16 protein-coding genes are annotated in these 16,209 nt (G+C 60.9%); 12 read left to right on the top strand and 4 right to left on the bottom strand.

The genetic code is table 11. From position 1 onward, the window contains the following. Positions 1 to 157: 157 nt before the first annotated feature. The 3 genes from J3B00_RS24530 to cysN all read left to right on the top strand — a co-directional run bounded on the left by J3B00_RS24530 (position 158) and on the right by cysN (position 3,920). The gene (locus J3B00_RS24530) at positions 158 to 916 is read left to right on the top strand and encodes a Nif3-like dinuclear metal center hexameric protein (protein ID WP_209873400.1); all 759 of its coding nucleotides are present in this window, start codon (positions 158 to 160) and stop codon (positions 914 to 916) included. A 168-nt stretch (positions 917 to 1,084) separates the two neighbouring features. Then, positions 1,085 to 2,002: a sulfate adenylyltransferase subunit CysD gene (gene cysD, locus J3B00_RS24525; protein WP_209873385.1), complete on the top strand. Its 918-nt coding sequence runs from the start codon at positions 1,085 to 1,087 to the stop codon at positions 2,000 to 2,002. A 16-nt stretch (positions 2,003 to 2,018) separates the two neighbouring features. Continuing rightward, positions 2,019 to 3,920 (top strand): sulfate adenylyltransferase subunit CysN, encoded by a 1,902-nt coding sequence (gene cysN / locus J3B00_RS24520; RefSeq protein ID WP_209873380.1) that lies wholly within the window; start codon positions 2,019 to 2,021, stop codon positions 3,918 to 3,920. A gap of 213 nt (positions 3,921 to 4,133) precedes the next feature. Here cysN and J3B00_RS24515 read toward each other — a convergent pair whose 3' ends face one another. Further along, positions 4,134 to 4,613, bottom strand: coding sequence for an Lrp/AsnC family transcriptional regulator (locus J3B00_RS24515; RefSeq protein ID WP_209873377.1), 480 nt, complete (start codon positions 4,611 to 4,613; stop codon positions 4,134 to 4,136). A 127-nt stretch (positions 4,614 to 4,740) separates the two neighbouring features. Between J3B00_RS24515 and J3B00_RS24510 the strand changes: the two genes are divergently transcribed. Then, positions 4,741 to 5,931: a methionine gamma-lyase gene (locus J3B00_RS24510; RefSeq protein ID WP_209873374.1), complete on the top strand. Its 1,191-nt coding sequence runs from the start codon at positions 4,741 to 4,743 to the stop codon at positions 5,929 to 5,931. 204 nt (positions 5,932 to 6,135) lie between these two features. On the opposite strand, the gene J3B00_RS24505 is transcribed toward J3B00_RS24510, so the two are convergent. Further along, positions 6,136 to 6,573 carry a DUF1043 family protein gene (locus tag J3B00_RS24505; protein WP_209873371.1) on the bottom strand — a complete coding sequence of 146 codons (438 nt, stop codon included), beginning with the start codon at positions 6,571 to 6,573 and terminating at the stop codon, positions 6,136 to 6,138. A 153-nt stretch (positions 6,574 to 6,726) separates the two neighbouring features. On the opposite strand from J3B00_RS24505, the gene J3B00_RS24500 reads away from it, so the two are divergent. The 3 genes from J3B00_RS24500 (at position 6,727) to zapE (ending at position 9,915) form a co-directional block, all read left to right on the top strand. Further along, positions 6,727 to 7,362 (top strand): alpha/beta fold hydrolase, encoded by a 636-nt coding sequence (locus J3B00_RS24500; protein WP_209873368.1) that lies wholly within the window; start codon positions 6,727 to 6,729, stop codon positions 7,360 to 7,362. 25 nt (positions 7,363 to 7,387) lie between these two features. After that, positions 7,388 to 8,737: a tryptophan--tRNA ligase gene (locus tag J3B00_RS24495; protein ID WP_209873365.1), complete on the top strand. Its 1,350-nt coding sequence runs from the start codon at positions 7,388 to 7,390 to the stop codon at positions 8,735 to 8,737. Between the two features lie 83 nt (positions 8,738 to 8,820). Then, positions 8,821 to 9,915 (top strand): cell division protein ZapE, encoded by a 1,095-nt coding sequence (gene zapE / locus J3B00_RS24490; RefSeq protein ID WP_209873362.1) that lies wholly within the window; start codon positions 8,821 to 8,823, stop codon positions 9,913 to 9,915. A gap of 132 nt (positions 9,916 to 10,047) precedes the next feature. On the opposite strand, the gene J3B00_RS24485 is transcribed toward zapE, so the two are convergent. Both J3B00_RS24485 and J3B00_RS24480 read right to left on the bottom strand, forming a co-directional pair. Beyond that, positions 10,048 to 10,944, bottom strand: a complete 897-nt coding sequence (locus tag J3B00_RS24485) for a GlxA family transcriptional regulator (protein WP_209875149.1) — start codon at positions 10,942 to 10,944, stop codon at positions 10,048 to 10,050. Between the two features lie 249 nt (positions 10,945 to 11,193). After that, entirely contained in the window at positions 11,194 to 12,234 is a 1,041-nt protein-coding gene (locus tag J3B00_RS24480; protein WP_209873357.1) for an NADP(H)-dependent aldo-keto reductase, read from the bottom strand. Between the two features lie 260 nt (positions 12,235 to 12,494). Here J3B00_RS24480 and rplM point away from each other — a divergent pair, with 260 nt between their 5' ends. The 5 genes from rplM (at position 12,495) to J3B00_RS24455 (ending at position 16,176) form a co-directional block, all read left to right on the top strand. Continuing rightward, on the top strand, positions 12,495 to 12,923 hold the full coding sequence (rplM, locus tag J3B00_RS24475; protein ID WP_209873343.1) for a 50S ribosomal protein L13: 429 nt from the start codon (positions 12,495 to 12,497) through the stop codon (positions 12,921 to 12,923). Positions 12,924 to 12,937: 14 nt separating this feature from the next. After that, entirely contained in the window at positions 12,938 to 13,330 is a 393-nt protein-coding gene (gene rpsI / locus J3B00_RS24470; RefSeq protein ID WP_119138553.1) for a 30S ribosomal protein S9, read from the top strand. 262 nt (positions 13,331 to 13,592) lie between these two features. Further along, positions 13,593 to 14,186, top strand: a complete 594-nt coding sequence (petA, locus tag J3B00_RS24465) for a ubiquinol-cytochrome c reductase iron-sulfur subunit (protein WP_209873340.1) — start codon at positions 13,593 to 13,595, stop codon at positions 14,184 to 14,186. Continuing rightward, positions 14,186 to 15,397 carry a cytochrome bc complex cytochrome b subunit gene (locus J3B00_RS24460; protein ID WP_209875147.1) on the top strand — a complete coding sequence of 404 codons (1,212 nt, stop codon included), beginning with the start codon at positions 14,186 to 14,188 and terminating at the stop codon, positions 15,395 to 15,397. Before petA ends, J3B00_RS24460 begins: the two co-directional genes overlap by 1 nt. Further along, entirely contained in the window at positions 15,397 to 16,176 is a 780-nt protein-coding gene (locus J3B00_RS24455) for a cytochrome c1 (RefSeq protein WP_209873336.1), read from the top strand. Before J3B00_RS24460 ends, J3B00_RS24455 begins: the two co-directional genes overlap by 1 nt. Positions 16,177 to 16,209 lie beyond the last annotated feature (33 nt).

Genomic DNA, 16,209 nt, shown 5'->3' with positions numbered 1-16,209 from the left:
CGCGATCATACACCGGAACAGGACGATCGGCGACGGCTGGACTGGCTGTCCCCCAGGCGACTGCCGCCGGTTTCCCCGAAGCCGGCGACGGCCCATAATGGCCGCCATTATACGGGCGTTGAGCCCGCCGAACGTGCAGATTTCGAGGAGATTTTCCATGGCCGTCGCCCTCAGCACCCTGGTCGAGGAAGCCGAGCGCTATCTGTCCAGCGCCAAGATCCAGGATTACTGCCCCAATGGCCTGCAGGTCGAAGGGCGCCCCCACGTCAGCCGCATCGTCACAGGCGTCACCGCCAGTCAGGCGCTGCTCGACGCCGCCGTCGAAGCCGAGGCTGACCTCGTGCTGGTGCACCACGGCTACTTCTGGAAAGGTGAGAACCCGTGCATCACCGGCATCAAGCAGCGTCGTTTGAAGACCTTGCTCAAGCACGATATCAGCTTGCTGGCGTTCCATTTGCCGCTGGATGTGCACCCGGAAGTTGGTAACAACGTGCAGTTGGCGCATCAGCTGGGGATTACCGTCGAGGGCCCACTGGACCCGAACAACCCAAAGGTAGTCGGCATGGTCGGCTCCCTTGATGAAGCCATGTCGGCGCGTGATTTTGCCCGTCGCGTGCAAGACGCCTTGGGCCGCGAGCCGCTGTTGGTTGAAGGTGAGCAACTGGTGCGGCGTATCGGTTGGTGCACTGGCGGCGGTCAGGGCTACATCGACACGGCGATTGCCGCTGGGGTCGACCTGTTCATCAGTGGCGAGGCATCCGAACAGACCTTCCACAGCGCGCGGGAAAACGGCATCAGCTTCATCGCCGCCGGGCACCATGCGACCGAGCGCTATGGTGTGCAGGCATTGGGCGATTACCTGGCGCGGCGGTTTGCCGTGGAGCACCTGTTCATCGATTGCCCGAATCCGATCTGATCGGTGTGGTGGGGCCGCCCAGCGGCCTCAACCAGCCCAAACCCTCAGTCATATGGTTAGACCGTTTCGATCTAGCCACCCTCCTAAATAGAAGCAGTCGCTGTGATAGAGTGGCTCGCTCGAACACGGCCCGCTGGCCGTCCATAAGATCGTTTTACGTGAGTAGCCATGGTCGACAAACTGACGCACTTGAAACAGCTGGAGGCGGAAAGCATCCACATCATCCGCGAGGTGGCCGCCGAGTTCGATAACCCGGTGATGCTGTACTCGATCGGCAAGGATTCCGCCGTGATGCTGCACCTGGCGCGCAAGGCCTTCTTCCCGGGCAAACTGCCGTTCCCGGTGATGCACGTCGACACCCAGTGGAAATTCCAGGAGATGTACAGCTTCCGCGACAAGATGGTCGAGGAAATGGGCCTGGAGTTGATCACCCACGTCAACCCTGAAGGGGTGGCGCAGGGCATCAACCCGTTCACCCATGGCAGCTCCAAGCACACCGACATCATGAAGACCCAGGGCCTCAAGCAGGCGCTGGACAAGCACGGCTTCGACGCCGCCTTCGGTGGTGCTCGCCGTGACGAAGAGAAGTCCCGGGCGAAGGAACGAGTGTACTCGTTCCGTGACAGCAAGCACCGCTGGGACCCGAAAAACCAGCGCCCTGAGCTGTGGAACGTGTACAACGGCAAGGTCAACAAGGGCGAGTCGATCCGGGTCTTCCCGCTGTCGAACTGGACCGAGCTGGACATCTGGCAGTACATCTACCTCGAAGGCATCCCGATCGTGCCGCTGTACTTCGCTGCCGAGCGTGAAGTCATCGAGAAGAACGGCACCCTGATCATGATCGACGACGAGCGCATCCTCGAGCACCTCAGCGACGAAGAGAAAGCCCGCATCGTCAAGAAGAAGGTGCGTTTCCGTACCCTCGGCTGCTACCCGTTGACGGGCGCGGTGGAATCGGAGGCCGAGAGCCTGACCGATATCATTCAGGAAATGCTCCTGACGCGCACTTCCGAGCGCCAGGGCCGTGTCATCGACCACGATGGCGCCGGCTCCATGGAAGACAAAAAACGTCAGGGCTACTTCTAATTTTCAGGGTTACTCCATGTCGCACCAATCCGATTTGATCAGCGAAGACATCGTCGCTTATCTGGCTCAGCACGAGCGCAAAGAACTGCTGCGTTTCCTCACCTGTGGCAACGTGGATGACGGCAAGAGCACCCTGATCGGGCGCCTGCTGCACGACTCCAAGATGATCTACGAGGACCACCTCGAAGCGATCACCCGCGACTCGAAAAAATCCGGCACCACCGGCGAAGAAGTCGACCTGGCGCTGCTGGTCGACGGCCTGCAGGCCGAGCGCGAGCAGGGCATCACCATTGATGTCGCCTATCGCTACTTCTCCACCGCCAAGCGCAAGTTCATCATCGCCGACACCCCGGGCCATGAGCAGTACACCCGCAACATGGCTACCGGCGCCTCGACCTGCGACCTGGCGATCATCCTCGTCGATGCCCGCTACGGCGTGCAGACCCAGACCCGTCGGCACAGCTACATCGCCTCGCTGCTGGGCATCAAGCACATCGTCGTCGCGATCAACAAGATGGACCTCAAAGGCTTTGACGAGCAGCTGTTCGAGTCGATCAAGGCTGACTATCTGCAGTTTGCCGATGCCATCAACCTGACCCCGAGCAGCCTGCACTTCGTGCCGATGTCGGCGCTCAAGGGTGACAACGTGGTCAACCGCAGCGAGCGTTCGCCGTGGTACAGCGGCCAGACCTTGATGGAAATCCTCGAGACCGTCGAAGTCGCCGCCGATCGCAACTTCACCGACCTGCGTTTCCCGGTGCAGTACGTCAACCGCCCGAACCTGAACTTCCGCGGCTTCGCCGGTACCCTCGCCAGCGGCGTTGTGCACAAGGGCGATGAAATCGTCGTGCTGCCGTCGGGCAAGAGCAGCCGGGTCAAGTCCATCGTCACCTATGAAGGTGAGCTGGAAAAAGCCGGCCCAGGCGAAGCCGTTACCCTGACCATGGAAGACGAGATCGATATCTCCCGTGGCGACCTGTTGGTACATGCCGACAACGTCCCGCCGGTGACCGACCAGTTCGATGCCATGCTCGTGTGGATGGCTGAGGAGCCAATGCTCCCGGGCAAGAAATACGACATCAAGCGCGCTACCAGCTACGTGCCGGGCTCGATAGCCAGCATCACCCACAAGGTCGATGTGAACACCCTCGAGAAAGGCACTGCCAGCGCGCTGCAGCTGAACGAGATCGGCCAGGTCAAGGTCAGCCTCGACAGCGCTATCGCTCTGGATGGTTACGAGAGCAACCGCACCACCGGTGCATTCATCGTCATCGACCGCCTGACCAACGGCACCGTCGGCGCCGGCATGATCATCGCCCAGCCTGTTCTGCCGCATGGCAGCACCGGCCACCATGGCAAGCAGGCCCACGTTGCTACTGAAGAGCGTGCACTGCGCTTCGGCCAGCAGCCAGCTACCGTACTGTTCAGCGGCCTCTCCGGCGCGGGCAAGAGCACCTTGGCCTATGCCGTGGAACGCAAGTTGTTCGACATGGGCCGTGCGGTCTACGTGCTCGACGGCCAGAACCTGCGTCATGACCTGAACAAGGGTCTGCCGCAGGACCGCGCCGGTCGCACCGAGAACTGGCGTCGTGCCGCCCACGTGGCGCGCCAGTTCAACGAAGCCGGCCTGCTGACCCTGGCTGCCTTTGTTGCTCCGGATGCCGAAGGCCGCGAACAGGCCAAGGCACTGATTGGCAAGGAGCGTCTGCTGACCGTTTACGTCCAGGCATCGCCGATTGCCTGCCGTGAGCGTGATCCGCAGGGCTTGTATGCCGCCGGCGGCGACAACATCCCGGGTGAAAGCTTCCCGTTCGATGTGCCGCTGGATGCCGACCTGGTGATCGATACCCAGAGCACCGGTGTAGAAGAAGGCGTCAAGCAAGTGCTGGATCTGCTGCGCAAGCGCGGCGCGATCTAAGCGCTGGTGTTGCCTGATAAACCCCGCTTCGGCGGGGTTTTTTGTGCGCGCGACCAAGGGGTAGGTAGTGGCAATACCTGCCTCTTCGCGGGGCAAGCCTGCTCCTACAGGTTTTGCGCTACCTTCGGCAGGTACAGCGCCAGTCTTGAAAGCCGCGCATAACCTGTAGGAGCGGGCTTGCCCCGCGAACAGGACCGAGTGTCCACCAAGGCCTCATATGTGCTTTTCCGACACCGGAATCACCCGCCGTTCCTTCACCGCCTTGTACGAAAAACTCGAGTAGATCTCCTTCACCCCGGGCAACCGCTGCAACACCTCGCGGGTAAATTCCCCAAACGATTCCAAGTCCCTCGCCAGAATCTCCAGCAAGAAGTCATATCGCCCGGAAATGTTGTGGCACACCACGATCTCGGGAATTTCCAACAGCCGTTTCTCGAACGCCAGGGCCATCTCCTTGGTGTGCGAATCCATCATGATGCTGACAAATGCGGTCACGCCAAACCCTAGTGACTTGGGGGAGAGGATGGCCTGATAGCCGGTGATGTAGCCGTTGTCCTCAAGCAACTTGACCCGCCGCCAGCAGGGCGAGGTGGTCAGCGCAACCTGGTCGGCGAGCTCGGATACGGTGAGGCGGGCGTTGTCCTGCAAGGCTGCGAGCAGGGCGCGGTCGGTGCGGTCGAGGCCTGAAGGCATGTTTTGCCCTCCTGAGTCGGTAATTATTGTTTTTGTTCCAAGAGTCACCCGCTTGCGTGGGCTACTTTGGAAAAATCCCCGGTGGTCATTGGCATAAGCTTATTACAAACCACACGAGGCTGTTGCCATGCGCGACTGCGACAATAATTCAGGGTTTTCCACGCGGGCGATCCACCACGGTTACGACCCGCAGTCTCACGGCGGCGCCTTGGTGCCACCGGTTTACCAGACGGCGACTTATGCGTTTCCTTCCGTTGAGTACGGTGCTGCATGCTTTGCCGGGGAAGAGCAGGGGCACTTCTACAGCCGTATTTCCAACCCGACCCTGGCCCTGCTGGAGCAGCGCATGGCCTCGCTGGAGGGCGGGGAGGCCGGTCTTGCGCTGGCGTCGGGGATGGGCGCCATCACATCAACCTTGTGGACCCTGCTGCGCCCCGGCGACGAGCTGATTGTCGGGCGCACGCTGTATGGCTGTACCTTTGCTTTCCTGCACCACGGCATCGGCGAGTTCGGCATCAAGGTCCAGCATGTCGACCTCAACGATGTGCAGGCCCTGCGCGCTGCGATCACGCCGAAGACGCGGATGATCTACTTCGAATCACCGGCCAACCCCACCCTGCAACTGGTCGATATCGCTGCGGTGGTAAGCGTTGCCCGCGAGCAGGCGATCCTGGTGGTGGTCGACAACACTTTCTGTACGCCCTATTTGCAGCGGCCACTGGAGATAGGCGCGGACCTGGTGGTGCATTCGGCGACCAAGTACCTCAGTGGCCATGGCGACATCACGGCGGGCCTGGTGGTCGGTCGCAAGGCGTTGGTTGATCGGATACGCCTGGTAGGGCTGAAGGACATGACTGGCGCCGTGCTGTCGCCGCACGATGCCTCATTGTTGATGCGTGGGATCAAGACGCTGGCCCTGCGCATGGATCGGCATTGCGCCAATGCCGCGCAGGTGGCGGCATTCCTGGATGAGCAGGCTGAGGTCGAGCTGTTGCACTACCCTGGACTGCCTAGCTTCCGTCAGTACACATTGGCGCAGCGGCAGATGCGTTTGCCGGGCGGCATGATTGCGTTTGAGCTCAAGGGCGGTATAGAGGCCGGCAGGCGTTTCATGAATGCTCTGCAGCTGTTCAGCCGGGCAGTGAGCCTGGGGGATGCCGAGTCGCTGGCGCAGCATCCGGCGAGCATGACGCATTCGAGCTATACGCCGCAGGAGCGGGCGGAGCATGGTATCTCTGAGGGGCTGGTGCGGTTGTCGGTGGGGCTGGAGGATGTGGACGATCTGATTGCGGATATTGGGCAGGCGTTGCGAGCCTGAGGTGCGGGGATTGGGTGTGACAATGGCGGCCTCTTCGCGGGGCAAGCCAGGCGGACGGCAAGCCCCTGTAGGAGCGGGCTTGCCCCGCGAACACCGGCGCAGCCGGTGCCATACACAGCGGTCTGCCTCGCGGCAATAATGCCCCTGACCCCGCCAGCAAAACCAAAAAAGGCCTCTCACGAGGCCTTTTTCAGTACATCCAGATCAGCGCTTGAGCCCGTAGCTCTCGTCGAGCATGCCCGGCGAGTTGGGCGTCTTGGGCGCGTAGTCACGCGGCACTTCGGCTGTGTCTTTCGGCGGGGTCAGGCGGTCACGGGGACCCTGCGCCGCTTCCGAGTGCAAGGCGGCCAGCAGACGCTGACGGGTCAGTTCGTCGAGGGCCAGGCGGTTGGCGCCATCGGCCAGGTGATCCTGGACATCCTGGTAGCTCTGGGTCAGTCGCTGGACCAGGGCTGCCGTGCTGTTGAAGTGGGTGACCACTTCGTTCTGATAACTGTCGAAACGCTGCTGGATATCATCCAGCTGGCGTTGGGTGCTGCTCGGGGCAGCGTTGGGCAGCAGGCGGGCCACGACGAAGCCGACGACTACACCGACGACCAGGGCCAGGGTCGGCAACAACCAAACAAGGAGCGAGAGTTCCACGAGTCCTTCCTCTATAAACGGCTTTGCTTTACGTTAACGGCTCAGACCTGCGCTGTATACCGCGAGCGATCGCAAATATATCAGAACAGAATTCATCAGCTAGACGAGTCGACCCTTCCCGAGGTCACGGACCCGAGGTCACGGAGTACTACCTTGCTTATCCGCGAAACCCCTTTGTTCATCGATGGCCCCTGCGGCCAACTGGAAGCCCTGCAGTTGGACGTCGCCGATGCGCGCGGCATCGTGCTGATCTGCCACCCCAATCCGGTCCAGGGCGGCACCATGCTCAACAAGGTGGTTTCGACCCTGCAGCGCACCGCCCGCGATGCCGGTTACAGCACGTTACGCTTCAACTACCGCGGTGTCGGCCAGAGCGCCGGCAGCCATGACATGGGCGCGGGCGAAGTGCAGGACGCCGAAGCGGTGGCCGCTTGGGTGCGCGCGAACCATCCGCAGCTGCCGCTGGTGCTGATGGGCTTCTCGTTCGGTGGGTTTGTCGCCGCCAGCCTGGCCGGCCGCCTGGAGGCCCAGGGCGAGACGCTGCAGCAGCTGTTCATGGTTGCCCCTGCTGTCATGCGCCTCAATGATGACTTCCCACTGCCGCAGCGCTGCACGCTTACGGTGATCCAGCCGGATGCCGACGAAGTGGTCGATCCGCAGTTGGTATACGAATGGTCCGACAGCCTGTCGCGCCCCCATGAGCTGCTGAAAGTGGCAGAATGCGGACACTTTTTCCATGGCAAGCTGACCGATCTGAAAGATCTGGTGCTGCCGCGTCTCTCGAACTGAGCCAAGCCTGATCAAGCGATTACCCATGACTACGCGCATTCTTACCGGTATCACCACCACCGGCACCCCGCACCTGGGCAACTACGCCGGCGCCATCCGCCCGGCCATCCTCGCCAGCCAGCAGCCCGGTGCCGACTCGTTCTACTTCCTGGCCGACTATCACGCGCTGATCAAGTGCGACGACCCGCTGCGCATCCAGCGTTCGCGCCTGGAAATCGCCGCCACCTGGCTGGCCGGCGGTCTCGATCCGGACAAGGTGACGTTCTATCGTCAGTCGGATATCCCCGAGATTCCCGAACTGACCTGGCTGCTGACCTGCGTTGCCGGCAAAGGCCTGCTCAACCGCGCTCATGCCTACAAGGCCTCGGTGGACAAGAACCTGGAAAACGGCGAAGACCCGGACGCCGGCGTGACCATGGGACTGTTCAGCTACCCGGTGCTGATGGCCGCCGACATCCTCATGTTCAATGCACACAAGGTGCCGGTTGGCCGTGACCAGATCCAGCACGTGGAAATGGCCCGCGACATCGGCCAGCGCTTCAATCATCTGTTCGGCCAGGGCAAGGACTTCTTTGCCATGCCGGAAGCGGTGATCGAAGAGAGCGTGGCAACCCTGCCAGGCCTGGACGGTCGCAAGATGTCCAAGAGCTACGACAACACCATCCCGCTGTTCTCCAGCGCCAAGGACATGAAAGACGCCATTTCGCGCATCGTCACCGATTCGCGTGCACCGGGCGAAGCCAAGGATCCCGACAACGCGCACCTGTTCACCCTGTTCCAGGCCTTCGCCACCCCAGCGCAAGCGGCCGAGTTCCGTGAAGAGCTGTTGCAGGGCATCGGTTGGGGTGAGGCCAAGCAGCGCCTGTTCCACTTGCTCGATAGCCAACTGGCCGCGCCGCGCGAGCACTATCACCAGTTGATCGCACGCCCGGCCGATCTCGAGGACATCCTTCTGGCCGGCGCCGCCAAGGCGCGTAAAAGTGCCACGCCGTTCCTTGAGCAACTGCGCGAAGCGGTCGGTCTTCGCTCGTTCCGCAGCAGTGTGCAAAGCACCGGTGAAGTGAAGAAAAAGGCCGCCAAGAACGCCCGCTTTGTCAGCTTCCGCGATGAAGACGGCAGCTTCCGCTTCCGCCTGCTGGCGGCCGACGGCGAGCAGTTGCTGCTCTCGCGCAGCTTCGCCGACGGCAAGAGCGCCGGCGCGGTGAGCAAGCAACTGCAGCAGGGCGGTGAGGCCGACGTACGGGTCGACGGCTTGGGCTTCGCCCTCTGGCTGGAGGGCGAGCAGGTTGCCGACGGCCCGCAGTTCGCCGACGCCCAGGCCCGTGACGCCGCCGTGCTGGCCCTGCGTACTGCACTCCAACCGCAACAGGACTGAGGCATTTCGCCGCAAGTCTGATTGCCATTATGCGGGCCCGTCGCTACAGTGACGGCCCGCTTTTGTTACCTCGCTAACGAATTATGACGCCCTTAGAACGATATCAAGCAGATCTGAAACGTCCCGATTTCTTCCATGACGCGGCGCAGGAAACAGCGGTGCGTCATTTGCAGCGTCTGTACGACGATCTGGTCGCGGCGCAGAACAACAAGCCCGGCATGTTCGGCAAACTGTTCGGCAAGAAAGACCAGACGCCGGTCAAGGGTCTGTATTTCTGGGGCGGGGTAGGCCGGGGCAAGACCTACCTGGTCGACACCTTCTACGAGGCGTTGCCGTTCCAGCAGAAGATGCGTACTCACTTCCACCGCTTCATGAAGCGCGTGCACGAAGAGATGCGCACGCTCAAGGGTGAAAAGAACCCCCTGACCGTGATTGCCAAGCGCTTCTCCCAGGAAGCTCGGGTGATCTGCTTTGATGAATTCTTCGTCTCCGACATCACTGACGCGATGATCCTCGGCACGCTGATGGAAGAGTTGTTCAAGAACGGCGTCTCGCTGGTGGCAACCTCCAACATCGTTCCGGACGGCTTGTACAAGGATGGCTTGCAGCGGGCGCGTTTCCTCCCGGCAATCGCCATGATCAAGCAGTTCACCGACGTGGTGAACGTCGACAGCGGCGTCGACTATCGTCTGCGCCACCTGGAGCAGGCCGAACTGTTCCACTTCCCGCTCGACGCCGCCGCCCACGAAAGCCTGCGCCAGAGCTTCAAGGCGCTGACGCCGGAGTGCACCCAGGCTGTCGAAAACGACGTGCTGGTGATCGAGAACCGCGAGATCCACGCACTGCGTACCTGCGACGACGTCGCCTGGTTCGACTTCCGCGCCCTGTGCGACGGTCCACGCAGCCAGAACGACTACATCGAGCTGGGCAAGATCTTCCATGCGGTGCTGTTGAGCAACGTCGAGCAGATGGGCGTGGCCACCGATGATATCGCCCGGCGCTTCATCAATATGGTCGACGAGTTTTACGACCGTAACGTCAAGCTGATCATCTCGGCCGAAGTCGAGCTCAAGGACCTGTATACCGGTGGGCGCCTGAGCTTCGAGTTCCAGCGGACCCTGAGCCGGTTGCTGGAGATGCAGTCGCACGAGTTCCTGTCGCGCGCGCACAAGCCGTAGCCATCACGCTAATCCTGTAGGAGCGGCGGTTCGACTTGACCCGCGAAACCTGCACAGCCGGTGCCATACACCACGGTGGCTGGACCGGCCTCTTCGCGGGGCAAGCCCGCTCCTGCAGGGATCTCAGAGCCTTCAGGCTTCCTGCATGAACTGCTGGCGATACTGGTTCGGCGACAGCTCGGTGTGCTGGCGGAACAGGCGGGCGAAGAAGCTGGCATCGTCGTAACCCACCTCGTAACTGATGGTCTTGATGCTCTTGCGTGTGCTCGACAGCAGCCCCTTGGCCGTCTCGATGCGCAGCCGTTGCAGGTAGTGCAGGGGCTTGTCACCGGTGGCGGTCTGGAAGCGGCGCATGAAGTTGCGGATGCTCATGCCGTGATTGCGGGCCACGTCTTCAAAGCGAAACTTGTCGGCGAAGTGTTCTTCCAGCCAATGCTGGATCTGCAGGATGATCAGGTCCTGGTGCAGCTTCTGCCCGCCAAAACCCATGCGCCCCGGGGTATAGCTGCGCTGCACCTCATACAGGATGTCGCGGGCAACCGTACGGGCGACGTTGGCCCCGCAGAAGCGCTCGATCAGATAGATGTACAGGTCGCAGGCCGAAGTGGTACCGCCGGCGCAGTACAGGTTGTCGGCGTCGGTCAGGTGCTTGTCCTGATTCAGGCGTACATTGGGGAAGCGCTCGGCGAAGCTGCTGAAGAAGCGCCAGTAGGTGGTCGCCTCCTTGCCATCGAGCAGGCCGGCTTCGGCCAACCAGAACACGCCACTGGCTTCACCGCAGAGCACAGCGCCACGCGCATGCTGCTCACGCAGCCAGGGCAGGACCTGGGGGTAGTGTTGCTTGAGATTGTCGAAGTCGTCCCAGAAGGCTGGGAGGATGATCACATCGGCGTCGCCCAGGCCGCCGTCGACCGGCACCTGCACATTGCTGAAGCTGTCCACGGGCTGGCCGTCAGGGCTCACCAGGCAGATCTCGAACATCGGTTGCAGGCCCAGGCCCAGCTGTTTGCCGTAGCGCAGGCTGGCCAGGTGGAAGAAATCCTTGGCCTGCATCAGTGTCGATGCGAACACGTTGTCGACAGCCAGAATGCTGACGCGCCGCAGTGAAGCGGAGGGTTGGGTAAACATCATTGTCATTGTTCTTATAGGGTAGAGTGGTCAATCACCGGCTGGATCGTCTTATTTTTTGGCGATTGTGTCTACCCCGCTGGATTGGCGCCGCTTGAGTCTTGCTCGCGGGAGCGCACATGCGCCCTCCCGCAAGTCTTCAGGCAATGATCAAGGCGCCGGATTAGGCTGATCCTGGTGCACGGCCTCGATCGCTGCCAACAGCTCATCGCTGAGCTGCAACTCGGCGCTCGCCAGGTTGCTCTCCAACTGCTCGAGACTGGTCGCGCCGATGATATTGCTGGTCACGAATGGCTGCTGGGTCACGAACGCCAGGGCCATCTGCGCCGGATCCAGGCCGTGATCACGCGCCACCTGCACATAGCGGCTGCAGGCGGCAACCGTCTGCGGGTTGGAGTAGCGGGCAAACCGGTTGAACAGGGTCAGGCGGCCGTTTTCGGGGCGCGCGCCGTTTTCGTATTTGCCCGAGAGCATGCCGAACGCCAGTGGCGAGTAGGCCAGCAGGCCGCATTGTTCGCGGATCGCGACCTCGGCCAGGCCGACCTCGAAGCTGCGGTTGAGCAGGTTGTAAGGGTTCTGGATCGACACCGCCCGCGGCCAGCCGCGGCTTTCCGCCAGGTGCAGGAACTTCATCGTGCCCCAGGGCGTTTCGTTGGACAGGCCAATGTGGCGGATCTTGCCGGCACGCACTTGCTCGTCGAGCACCTCCAGGGTTTCTTCGAGGGGCGTGAAGTGGTCCTGGGGCAGGTGCTGATAGCCCAGCTTGCCGAAGAAGTTGGTGCTGCGCTCCGGCCAGTGCAACTGGTACAGGTCGATGCGATCGGTCTGCAGGCGCTTGAGGCTTTCATCCAGCGCAGCAACGATGTGCTGGCGGTTGTGCTTGAGCTGGCCGTCGCGGATATGGCTGATGCCGTTGCCGGGGCCGGCGACTTTGCTCGCCAGGATCCAGTCGTCACGATCGCCGTTGGCCTTGAACCAGTTGCCGATGATGCGCTCGGTGGCCGCGTAGGTTTCCGGGCGGGGCGGCACCGGATACATCTCGGCGGTGTCGATGAAGTTGATTCCGCCGGCCTTGGCCCGGGCGATCTGGGCGAAGGCCTGGGCCTGATCGTTCTGCTCACCCCAGGTCATCGTGCCCAGGCACAGGGCGCTGACGTGGAGGTCGGTACGGCCTAGCTTGCGGTGTTCCATGCGGGTGGCGCTCCTTGGGGAAATAAATCCCATCAAATCAGGTTGAAATTTTTTCCGCAATCTGGATAATTCTGCCCCTCTCCGTTCTGCGGAAGTGATGCACCGCTTTACGAGAGTAACCCCGCCGAATATTGGACGTGCCCGACCCGAGCCCCCAATAGCGTCCGTATCCGGCTGCGCGCTTGCTTGTCAAGCTGTGCACTATCCAGTAAGATTCGCCGTCTATTTTTCGCTGGGCGGCCTCTGAGGCTTTAGAGATAATGAAAACTTTTACTGCTAAACCAGAAACAGTAAAGCGCGACTGGTTCGTCGTCGACGCCGCTGGTCAGACCCTGGGTCGTCTGGCTACCGAAATCGCACTGCGCCTGCGCGGCAAGCACAAAGCTGAATACACCCCTCACGTTGACACCGGCGACTACATCGTCGTTATCAACGCCGAGCAGGTACGTGTCACTGGTGCCAAGTTTACTGACAAGATGTACTACTCCCACTCCGGCTTCCCAGGTGGCATCAAGGAAATCAGCTTCGACAAGCTGATCGCCAAAGCCCCTGAGCGTGTCATCGAGACCGCGGTCAAAGGCATGCTGCCTAAGAACCCGCTGGGTCGCGACATGTACCGCAAGCTGAAAGTGTACGCGGGTGCAGCTCACCCACACACTGCTCAGCAGCCTCAAGAACTGAAGATCTAAGGGGATAGTTCATTATGTCGGCGACTCAAAATTACGGCACTGGCCGTCGCAAGACCGCAACCGCTCGCGTTTTCCTGCGTCCGGGTACCGGTAACATCTCCATCAACAACCGTCCTCTGGACACCTTCTTCGGTCGCGAAACCGCTCGCATGGTTGTTCGCCAGCCGCTCGAGCTGACCGAGAACGTTGCCAAGTTTGACATCTACGTCACCGTTTCCGGTGGTGGTGTCAGCGGTCAAGCCGGTGCGATCCGTCACGGTATCACCCGCGCTCTGATGGCCTACGACGAAACCCTGCGCCCGGCTCTGCGCCGCGCTGGCTTCGTTACCCGCGACGCTCGTGAAGTTGAGCGTAAGAAAGTGGGTCTGCGTAAAGCACGTAAGCGTCCTCAGTACTCCAAGCGTTAATTTCGCTTCGGCAGTCGAGAAAAGCCCGGTTCCTTGGAACCGGGCTTTTTTTATGTCTTGAACTAACCTGTCAGCATGTCGGTGACGCGGCACCATATAGACGCAGATCAAGCAAAGCGAGGGTTGTAGCCCGGCCAGGGGGTAATCACCTTGTCAGCGTGTGGATTTGTTTCTTACCATGGCGACCACTTTTCAACGCCACAGACTTAACTAATTAAAGGCCTGATTCAACAGGCCATAGCAGCTGATGGGAGAGGACTGAATGAGTAATGACGGCGTCAACGCAGGCCGGCGCCGCTTCCTCGTAGCCGCCACGTCCGTGGTGGGTGCAGCGGGGGCTGTGGGGGCTGCGGTACCGTTCGTGGGGTCATGGTTTCCCAGTGCCAAGGCGAAGGCCGCAGGTGCACCGGTGAAGGTCAACATTGCCAAGGTTGAGCCGGGCCAGCAGATGGTGGCGGAGTGGCGGGGTCAACCAGTCTTCATCGTGCGGCGAACGGAAGAGATCCTCGGGAATCTCAAGAAAATCGTCGGCGAGCTTTCCGATCCAGAATCAAAAGCTTCGGTGCAGCCGACTTACGTCGACCCGCAAGTACGTTCGATCAAGCCTGAAATCCTCCTCCTGGTCGGCCTCTGCACTCATCTGGGTTGCTCGCCGACGTTCCGTCCTGAAGTGGCGCCCGTCGACCTTGGTCCAAAGTGGGTAGGCGGCTATTTCTGCCCGTGCCATGGCTCCCATTACGACCTCGCTGGCCGTGTCTACAAGTCGCAACCGGCGCCTCTCAACCTGCCAGTGCCGCCGCACTCATATGAGACGGACGACATCATTGTCATCGGCGTCGATCAGGAGAACGCATGATGAGCAAGTTCATGGAGTGGATTGATGCGCGCTTCCCGGCGACCAAGATGTGGGAAGACCACCTGAGCAAGTATTACGCGCCGAAGAATTTCAATTTCCTGTACTTCTTCGGCTCCCTGGCGTTGCTGGTGCTGGTCAACCAGATCGTCACCGGTGTCTGGCTGACCATGAGCTTCACCCCCTCGGCGGAGGAGGCGTTTGCCTCGGTCGAGTACATCATGCGTGACGTCGAGTACGGCTGGATCCTGCGCTATCTGCACTCGACCGGCGCCTCAGCGTTCTTCATCGTGGTCTACCTGCACATGTTCCGTGGACTGATGTATGGCTCGTACCAGAAGCCGCGGGAGCTGGTCTGGCTGTTCGGCATGCTGATCTACCTGGCGCTGATGGCCGAGGCGTTCATGGGCTACCTGTTGCCCTGGGGGCAGATGTCTTATTGGGGTGCCCAGGTGATCATCTCGCTGTTCGGCGCCATTCCGCTGATTGGTGATGACCTTACCCAGTGGATTCGCGGTGACTACCTGATCTCCGGGATCACCTTGAACCGCTTCTTTGCCTTGCACGTGATCGCCTTGCCGATCGTGATCCTGGGCCTGGTCGTGCTGCATATTCTGGCCTTGCACGAAGTCGGTTCGAATAACCCTGATGGCGTCGACATCAAGAAGAAAAAGGACGAGAACGGCATCCCCCTCGACGGTATTCCGTTCCACCCGTATTACACCGTCAAGGACATTGTCGGCGTGGTGGTGTTCCTCTTCGTGTTCTGCGCTGTGGTGTTCTTCTTCCCGGAAATGGGTGGTTACTTCCTGGAAAAACCCAACTTCGAGCAAGCGAACGCGTTCAAGACGCCCGAGCATATTGCGCCGGTCTGGTACTTCACGCCGTTCTACGCGATCCTGCGTGCGGTCCCTGACAAGCTGTTCGGCGTCATCGCCATGGGCGCCGCCATCGCTGTGCTGTTCGTGTTGCCCTGGCTCGACCGCAGCCCGGTACGCTCCATGCGCTACAAGGGCTGGCTGAGCAAGATCTGGCTGCTGGTGTTCTGCGTGGCCTTCGTGATTCTCGGTGTGCTGGGGGTGTTGGCGCCTACGCCGGGGCGGACCCTGCTGTCGCAGGTCTGCACCGTGCTGTACTTCGCCTACTTCCTGCTGATGCCGTTCTACACCAGGATCGAGAAGACCAAACCGGTTCCGGAAAGGGTGACTGGCTGATGAAAAAGCTGATTGCAGTATTGTTCCTGGCAGTGATGCCTGCCTTGTCCTTTGCCGCGGAACACGGCCTGGAGCTGGACAAGGTCGATATCGATCTGGCCGACAAGGCCGCCATGCAGGACGGTGCACGTACCTTCGCCAACTATTGCATGGGTTGTCACAGTGCCAAGTTTCAGCGCTACGAGCGCGTTGCCGATGATCTGGGCATCCCGCATGAGCTGATGCTGGAAAACCTGGTGTTCACCGGTGCCAAGATCGGCGACCACATGAAGATCGGCATGCAGCCAGGTGACGCCAAGACCTGGTTTGGTGCGGCGCCACCTGACCTTACCCTGGTGGCGCGGGTGCGCGGCAACGATTGGCTGTATTCGTATCTGCGCAGCTTCTACGAGGACAAGTCGCGCCCTTATGGGGTCAACAACAAGGTCTTCCCCAATGTCGGCATGCCGAACGTGCTGGTCGGTCTGCAGGGCAATCAGGTGATTGGCTGCAAACAGGTGCAGAGCGTGGTCAAGGGCAAGAAGCAGTATGACCCGTTGACCGGGAGTCCTTTGACCCATGAAGCGTGTGACCAGCTGACCATCGAGCCGAAATCCGGTACCCTGACGCCCGAGCAGTTCGACGAGAAGGTCAAGAACCTGGTGACCTTCCTGGCCTATTCGGCCAACCCGGTCAAACTGGAGAGCCAGCGCATCGGTACTTACGTGTTGCTGTACCTGGCTTTCTTCTTCGTGTTCGCCTACTTGCTCAAGCGCGAATACTGGAAGGACGTGCACTGATCACGCAGTAGTTTCTGGTTAGTTGAACGCGCC

Source organism: Pseudomonas sp. BP8 (assembly GCF_017875955.1).
GTDB lineage: Bacteria > Pseudomonadota > Gammaproteobacteria > Pseudomonadales > Pseudomonadaceae > Aquipseudomonas.
The sequence above is the reverse complement of the archived record's forward strand: the minus strand, read 5'-3'. Positions and strand labels throughout refer to the sequence as shown.